The sequence below is a fragment of the Cellulomonas sp. P5_C6 genome (assembly GCF_054049635.1).
The window spans coordinates 38,359-44,358 of the sequence record NZ_JBFULZ010000006.1; the positions used below are offsets into that span (position 1 = coordinate 38,359).

The 6,000-nt window shown below is 72.8% G+C and carries 7 protein-coding genes and 1 tRNA gene; 6 read left to right on the forward strand and 2 right to left on the reverse strand.

Going from position 1 to position 6,000, the window contains the following annotated elements; genetic code table 11:
• Window positions 1–124: 124 nt before the first annotated feature.
• Window positions 125–207: transfer RNA gene (locus ACXJKG_RS01600), tRNA-Leu, on the forward strand.
• 103 nt (window positions 208–310) lie between these two features.
• Here ACXJKG_RS01600 and ACXJKG_RS01605 read toward each other — a convergent pair.
• A complete protein-coding gene (locus tag ACXJKG_RS01605) occupies window positions 311–1,117 on the reverse strand; it encodes an SDR family NAD(P)-dependent oxidoreductase (RefSeq protein WP_456844006.1) in 807 nt (268 codons plus the stop codon).
• 247 nt (window positions 1,118–1,364) lie between these two features.
• On the opposite strand from ACXJKG_RS01605, the gene ACXJKG_RS01610 reads away from it, so the two are divergent.
• Window positions 1,365–1,937 carry a hypothetical protein gene (locus ACXJKG_RS01610; RefSeq protein ID WP_456844007.1) on the forward strand — a complete coding sequence of 191 codons (573 nt, stop codon included), beginning with the start codon at window positions 1,365–1,367 and terminating at the stop codon, window positions 1,935–1,937.
• Between the two features lie 15 nt (window positions 1,938–1,952).
• Here ACXJKG_RS01610 and ACXJKG_RS01615 read toward each other — a convergent pair whose 3' ends face one another.
• Complete coding sequence (locus ACXJKG_RS01615) at window positions 1,953–2,324, reverse strand: DUF952 domain-containing protein (protein ID WP_456844008.1); 372 nt, start codon at window positions 2,322–2,324, stop codon at window positions 1,953–1,955.
• A gap of 72 nt (window positions 2,325–2,396) precedes the next feature.
• Here ACXJKG_RS01615 and ACXJKG_RS01620 point away from each other — a divergent pair, with 72 nt between their 5' ends.
• The 4 genes from ACXJKG_RS01620 to ACXJKG_RS01635 form a co-directional block, all read left to right on the forward strand.
• A complete protein-coding gene (locus tag ACXJKG_RS01620) occupies window positions 2,397–3,998 on the forward strand; it encodes an FAD-dependent oxidoreductase (RefSeq protein WP_456844009.1) in 1,602 nt (533 codons plus the stop codon).
• A gap of 29 nt (window positions 3,999–4,027) precedes the next feature.
• A complete protein-coding gene (locus ACXJKG_RS01625; protein ID WP_456844010.1) occupies window positions 4,028–4,588 on the forward strand; it encodes a hypothetical protein in 561 nt (186 codons plus the stop codon).
• A gap of 104 nt (window positions 4,589–4,692) precedes the next feature.
• Window positions 4,693–5,064, forward strand: coding sequence for a hypothetical protein (locus ACXJKG_RS01630; RefSeq protein WP_456844011.1), 372 nt, complete (start codon window positions 4,693–4,695; stop codon window positions 5,062–5,064).
• A 98-nt stretch (window positions 5,065–5,162) separates the two neighbouring features.
• On the forward strand, window positions 5,163–6,000 hold an 838-nt coding region (locus ACXJKG_RS01635), incomplete at its 3' end, for a thermonuclease family protein (protein ID WP_456844012.1).

The following is a 6,000-nucleotide window of genomic DNA, read 5'->3' on the forward strand; positions in this document are numbered from 1 at the left end:
CCGTGACCCGTGGGTACGGGCCCGGATGCCGGGTGATGTGCGCGCGGCGTCCCCGCTGCCGCTCCTGCCGTCGCGGACCTTGGTTCCAGAGCTACCTCATCTCCGTGCTAATGTTCTGCGGCGCGCGCGAGTGGCGGAACGGCAGACGCGCTGGCTTCAGGTGCCAGTGTCCGAAAGGGCGTGGGGGTTCAAATCCCCCCTCGCGCACACGTGGGTAGGTCCGGAAGGAACTGCCTGAGCAGTGACGAAGCTCCCGGTCAGGGTTCTCTGACCGGGAGCTTCGTCGTTGGTGGACGTCGCGGTACCGCCCTCAGATCGCCGACCAGCCGCCGTCGGAGGCGAGCACGACACCGTTGACGTTGGTGCCGTCGTCGCTCAGCAGGAAGGTGATCGACGCGGCCACCTGCGCCGCCTGCGCCGGGGTCGGGATCACCACCTGCATCAGCGGCCCGAGCCGCCCCATGGCGATCTCGGAGGCGAACGAGGCTTCGATGTTCGTGATCGTGGCGCCGGGCGCGACCGCGTTGGTGCGGATGCCGAGCGGCCCGTACATCACGGCCGAGTTCTTGGTGACACCGACGATCGCGTGCTTCGACGCGGTGTACGCGACGCCGGCGGCCGAACCGCGCAGGCCCGCCTCGGAGGCGACGTGCACGACCGAGCCGGACCCGGCGGCGAGCATCAGGGGCACGATCGCCCGCGTGAGCCGCACGGTGCCGAGCACGTTGACCCGGAAGACGCGATCCCAGACCGCGTCCGTGACCTCGTGCACGGGCGTGAAGTCGTCCATGATCCCGGCGACGTTCGCCAAGCCGTGCACGGTGCCGCCGGTCGCGTCGACGATCCGGGCGACGTCGCCCTCGTCGCTGACGTCGCCGACCACCGTGACGATGTCGAGGTCCGGGTTCTCCGCCACGAGCTCCTCGAGGCGCGTGGAGCTGATGTCGCTGGCGATGACCCGGCCGCCCTCCCGGGCGACGCGGAGCGCGGTGGCGCGGCCGATCCCGGAGCCCGCGCCGGTGACGACGACGGTCCTGCCGGCGAACCGGGCCGGGACCACGACCTCGTCCCACTCGCCGGCGGTCGCAGAGCTGATGGCGTCCTTGATGTCAGACATGGTGCCCTTCCTTCTTCTCTTCTCGCGCGTGCCTCGCTCCCGATGCTGCTCGCGCTGCCCGCAGCCGGCGTAGGGCCTTTGGTCCGCACCGCCGCGGCGACGTCGCCTCGCAGATCCGACGGGACCTGGACAAACTGCCTGGTCCCGGCCCCTTTCCAGCGCCCCCCGCTCATCGGTACGGTCGGGCCACGCCTTCCGGACCCCCGGCATCGCGTGCCGTGGGATGTGTCGCCGAGAGGGGCGTGCCGTGACCGCACCGCAGAAGTTCGCCCGTCGGCTCTCCGGGGCGGTCGGCGTGCTGCTCGCCGTCCTGCTGGTCGCGTCGTGCGACGGCGGAGGGATCAGCCTCCCCACCCCGACGTTCACGGTGCCTACGCCCACGGTCACGATCCCGTCGCTGCCGACGCCGACCGTCACGATCCCGTCGCTGCCGACGCCCACGCTCCCGTCTCGGCCGACCCCGACCGCGACGCCGGAGCCGACCGCCACCGAGGAGCCCGCTCCGGTGCCGACGCCGACGGAGACGGCCGTCGCCCCCGTGCCGACCGTTGAGCCGACCGAGACCGCGGTCGCCCCGGAGCCCACGCCGACGCCCACACCGACTCCGACCCCCACGCCGACCCCCACGCCGACGCCGACTCCCACCCCCACCCCGACGAGCTCGCCGACTCCGTCGCCGTCCCCGTCGGTCGACGACGCGGCCGAGTCCGACACCGGCGGCACGCCGGCATGGGTCTGGTGGCTCGTCGCGCTGCTCGTCGTCGGTCTCGGTGTCGGGATCCCGCTGATCGTCCGAGCACGTCGACAGGCGTCGGCCTGACCGCCGCCGCAGGCGTCAGGTGCGGAACCGGCCCTCGTCGTCGAACCAGGCCGGTCGGACCTCGACCACCCACGCGGGGTCGATCGCGCCGTACACATGGGGAAACAGCTCGCCCGTGCCGCCGTCCTCCTCGACCACGGCGACACGGGCGCGCCTGATCGCCGACTCGTCGAGGACCAGCACGACGAGGTCGGCCGGGTCGTCGGCGTAGAAGGCCTCGGCGACGCGCGCAACCTGGTTCGGCCGGGAGGCGTGGACGAAGCCGACGTCGTCGAGGGTGCGGCCGCGGGTGGAGACGCGGTAGGAGCCGGCGCGCAGGGCTGCCTCCCACTCGTCGCGGTGAGCGAGGTGCAGGAGCTCGGTCGCGGCACCCTCGTCGACTCCCACGGTTGCGAGTATGCCGCCTGCTCATCTGCGACGATGCGGTGGTTCTGAGTCCCCTCGCCACCATGAGGTCCCGTGATCAGCGCCGCCGAGCTGTCCGCCATCCCGCTGTTCGCCGACCTCACGTCGGACCAGCTCGACTTCCTGGCCAGGGCCGTCGAGGACATCGCGCTGGTGCCCGGCGAGTACGCGGTGCACGAGGGCGACGAGCGCGCGCTGTTCGTCGTGGTCGAGGGTCGCGTCGAGCTCACCAAGGAGGTCAACGGCGTCGAGCGGGTGATCGGCCCGCGCGGCCCCGGCGAGCTGTACGGCGAGGTGCCGGTGATGCTCAGCATGGCGATGCCGGCCAGCTGCGTGGCGGTCGAGCCGTCGCGGATGCTCAAGGTGGACGTCGCGACGTTCTTCACGCTGGCGGGCATGGCTCCGCAGGTGGTCTCCACGGTGGGTGCCTTGGCCAAGGGGCGGATGGAGGGGCTCAAGGAGCTCGCGTCCGAGAAGCCCACGCCGGACGTGGTCGTGATCGGCCCCCTGGTCGACCCGCGGGTGCACGAGCTGCGGACGTTCCTGAACCGGAACCGCATCTCGTTCGACACGGTGAACGCGGACGGGACCGTGGTCGTGGAGCTGGCCGACGGCCGACGGCTGGTCGACCCGACCGTGCGGGCCGTCGCGCTCGCGGCGGGGCTGCCCGTCTTCCCGGTCCACGACGAGTACGACGTGGTGATCATCGGCGGTGGGCCCACCGGGCTGACGGCGGCCGTGAACGGCGCCGCCGAGGGGCTGCGCACGCTCGTCATCGAGAAGTTCGCCCCGGGCGGCCAGGCGGGCACCTCGACGCGGATCGAGAACTACACCGGGTTCCCGTTCGGGGTCTCGGGCGACGAGCTCGCGGCGAAGGCGATGCGCCAGGCCAAGCGGCTGGGCGCCGAGATCGTCGTCACCCGGGAGGTCGAGGCGGTCGACCCCGCGTCCCGCACCCTCACGCTCGACGGCGGCGCCCGGATCGGCGCCAAGGTCGTGCTGCTGACGTCGGGGGTCGAGTGGCGCCACGTCGAGCTCGAGGCCATCGACCGCTTCGTCGGCAAGGGCGTGTACTACGGAGCTGCACGCAGCGACTCGGGCCTCGCGCACGGCAAGGACGTCTTCATCATCGGCGCCGGCAACTCGGCGGGGCAGGCCGCGCTGTTCTTCTCACGGTTCTCACGGAGCGTGACGCTGGTGGTCCGGGGCGAGTCGCTCGCCGCGAGCATGTCGCAGTACCTGATCGACCAGATCGCCTCGAGCCGCCACATCACCGTCGAGACCAGGTCCGAGGTCGTCGGACTGCACGGGGGCGACTACCTCGAGCAGATCGACGTCGCCGACCGCCGGGCGGGCACGGTCGTCGAACGTGAGGCCGAGGTGCTGTTCGTGATGATCGGTGCCGACGCGGTCACGTCGTGGCTGCCCGCCGACGTGGCGCGCGACGACCACGGCTACGTGCTGACCGGCCCCGCGGCCCGCGTGTCGGGCGGCTGGTTGCACGAGCGGGAGCCGTTCGCGCTCGAGACGACGGTGCCGGGGATCTTCGCCGCCGGCGACGTGCGGTCGGGATCCGTGAAGCGGGTGGCGGCCGGGGTGGGTGAGGGTGGCATGGCGATCGCGTTCGTGCACCAGTTCCTCGCGCTCGGCACCTGAGTGTCAGTGGTCGCCTGCACGCTGGGCGCATGATCACTCTCTCGTGCTCCTGCGGATCTGCCGGCACCACCCGTCGGCACCCCATGCGCGGCCTGTCCGCCGACGAGCGGGCGGCGCTCATCCGTCAGGCGTTCTCGGTGAGCGGCGGCTTCCTCGCCCTCGAGGTCGACGCGTCGTGGCACCCGGGGTCCGACGAGCCGACGGAGTCCTGCGTGGTGCTCGCGGACCTTGACTCGCTCGACGCGTCGGCCGGGCTGGACGCGGACGGTGCCCGGGCGATCCGCGCTCTGCTCGAGATCGGGCACGTGGCAGGCCAGCCGATCCCGTCGCCGGTCGAGGTCGGGTCGGTGCGCTTCCGCGTCGCGCCGGCCGACGAGTTCGGGCCCGCCATGTCGTACGTGGTGACCGAGGGCACCGAGACCCTCCTCGAGGCGACCGTGCCGGTGCCGCACGAGAACCTCATGCCGGCACTTCTCGGCGTGCACCGCGAGCTCGGCGTCGAGGGGATCGTGCGGGTCGACGTGCTCGCCGCACGGCTCGGGCTGGCCGCGGCCGTGGCCCTCGACGCCCGGCACACCGCCGTCGCCTGACGAGACGCTCTCTGGGACTTCAGCCCTCCGCGAGCACCGTTCGGGTCCGCCATGCTGGCAGAGGCGCGAGGGCGTCGGACGGAGATCGCTCTCGGAGGTTCAGCATGGGCAAGGCGCACGACGCGCTCCTCGACGTCGGTCTGGTCAACTCCTGGCACCTCGTCGCCAAGGCCAAGGCCGCGGGCGTGGGTGCCGGCGTCTACCTCGCCCATCGCACCAAGGCGGCCTCTCGCGACTGGCGCGCGTCCGGCTGGACCGTCGCGGACGTCTCGCACGTGTCGAAGGCTCGACGGTTCCCCGTCGAGGACGCCGCGGACCAGGACGAGATGCTCCTCGACGCGATCATGTGGGCGAACGCCCGCTACGGCACGACCGTGTGGGCGACGATCCCGGGGCTCCCCGGCGACCTCTTCCCGGCCGAGGTCGCGCAGTGGGCGGCGGAGCGCGTCGTCGTCGGTTCGACCGCCGCGGCGTGAGCTCTCCTCACTGGCTGAGGTGGGCACGCGGTACCCCGGAGCAACTGTTCACCCGCGCTTTCGGTCCGCCGGGTGCGCCGCGGAGCCGATGTCATGAGATGCGCTCCCTCAGCCTGCCCCCGCGTCCGTTCGCGATCGCCGCTCTCGGCCTCGTCCTCGCGATGGGCCTGACCGGGTGCGGAGCCGGCGGGAAGGCGGATGCGAAGTCCACCACGGACCCGGCCACCGCGACCGTGGTCGGCGTCGTCGACGGGCACACCGTCAACGTGAAGCAGGGCGACGAGGCTCTCACCGTCCGGCTGGCCGGGCTGGAGTCGCCGGGCCCGGACGAGTGCCTCGGGGCAGAGTCCGCGGCCGCCCTGTCCGACCTCCTGCCTGCCGGGACCGAGGTGCGCCTCGAGACGGGCGACGCCGCGGGTGCCGACGGGGTCGTTGCCGCGGTCTACGCGGGAGACGTCCTGGTCAATGCCGAGCTCGCTCGGCTCGGGCTGAGCTTCGCCGTCGACGACACGGCGGGCGCGATCGCCAAGCAGGTCGTCAAGGCCCAGCAGGAAGCAATCACCGGAGCCGTCGGCCTGTTCGGCGCGGACGCGGCGTGCACGGTCCCTGCGCAGGTCGCCGCACTCGAGAAGGCCGGCGCGGAGGCGGCTGACGCGGCCGGAGCATTGGCCGCCGGTGTCGGTGTCGACGAGGTCGACCGGCGCGGGGCGGCCGTCACCGCAGCGGTCGCGGCCGGGACCGCGCTGGCGGCCGTGCTCGACGGGGACACGACGGCCCGGTTCCCCGCGGCCCTGGTCGCCGACCTGCGCGAACGTACCGTCACGGTCAACGAGAGCCTCGCCGGCGCGACCTCGACGGTCCAGCTGGTGCGGGCCTCGGAGGAGCAGCGCGTGGCGGCCGAGRCTGCTGCGGCCCAGGCGGCGGCCGACGAGGCCG

Excerpts from the sequence above, each read along its gene's own strand:
- ACXJKG_RS01630 (WP_456844011.1), top strand. The coding sequence starts at position 4,693 with ATGGGCAAGGCGCACGACGCGCTCCTCGACGTCGGTCTGGTCAACTCC.
- ACXJKG_RS01625 (WP_456844010.1), top strand. The coding sequence starts at position 4,028 with ATGATCACTCTCTCGTGCTCCTGCGGATCTGCCGGCACCACCCGTCGG.
- ACXJKG_RS01605 (WP_456844006.1), bottom strand. The coding sequence starts at position 1,117 with ATGTCTGACATCAAGGACGCCATCAGCTCTGCGACCGCCGGCGAGTGG.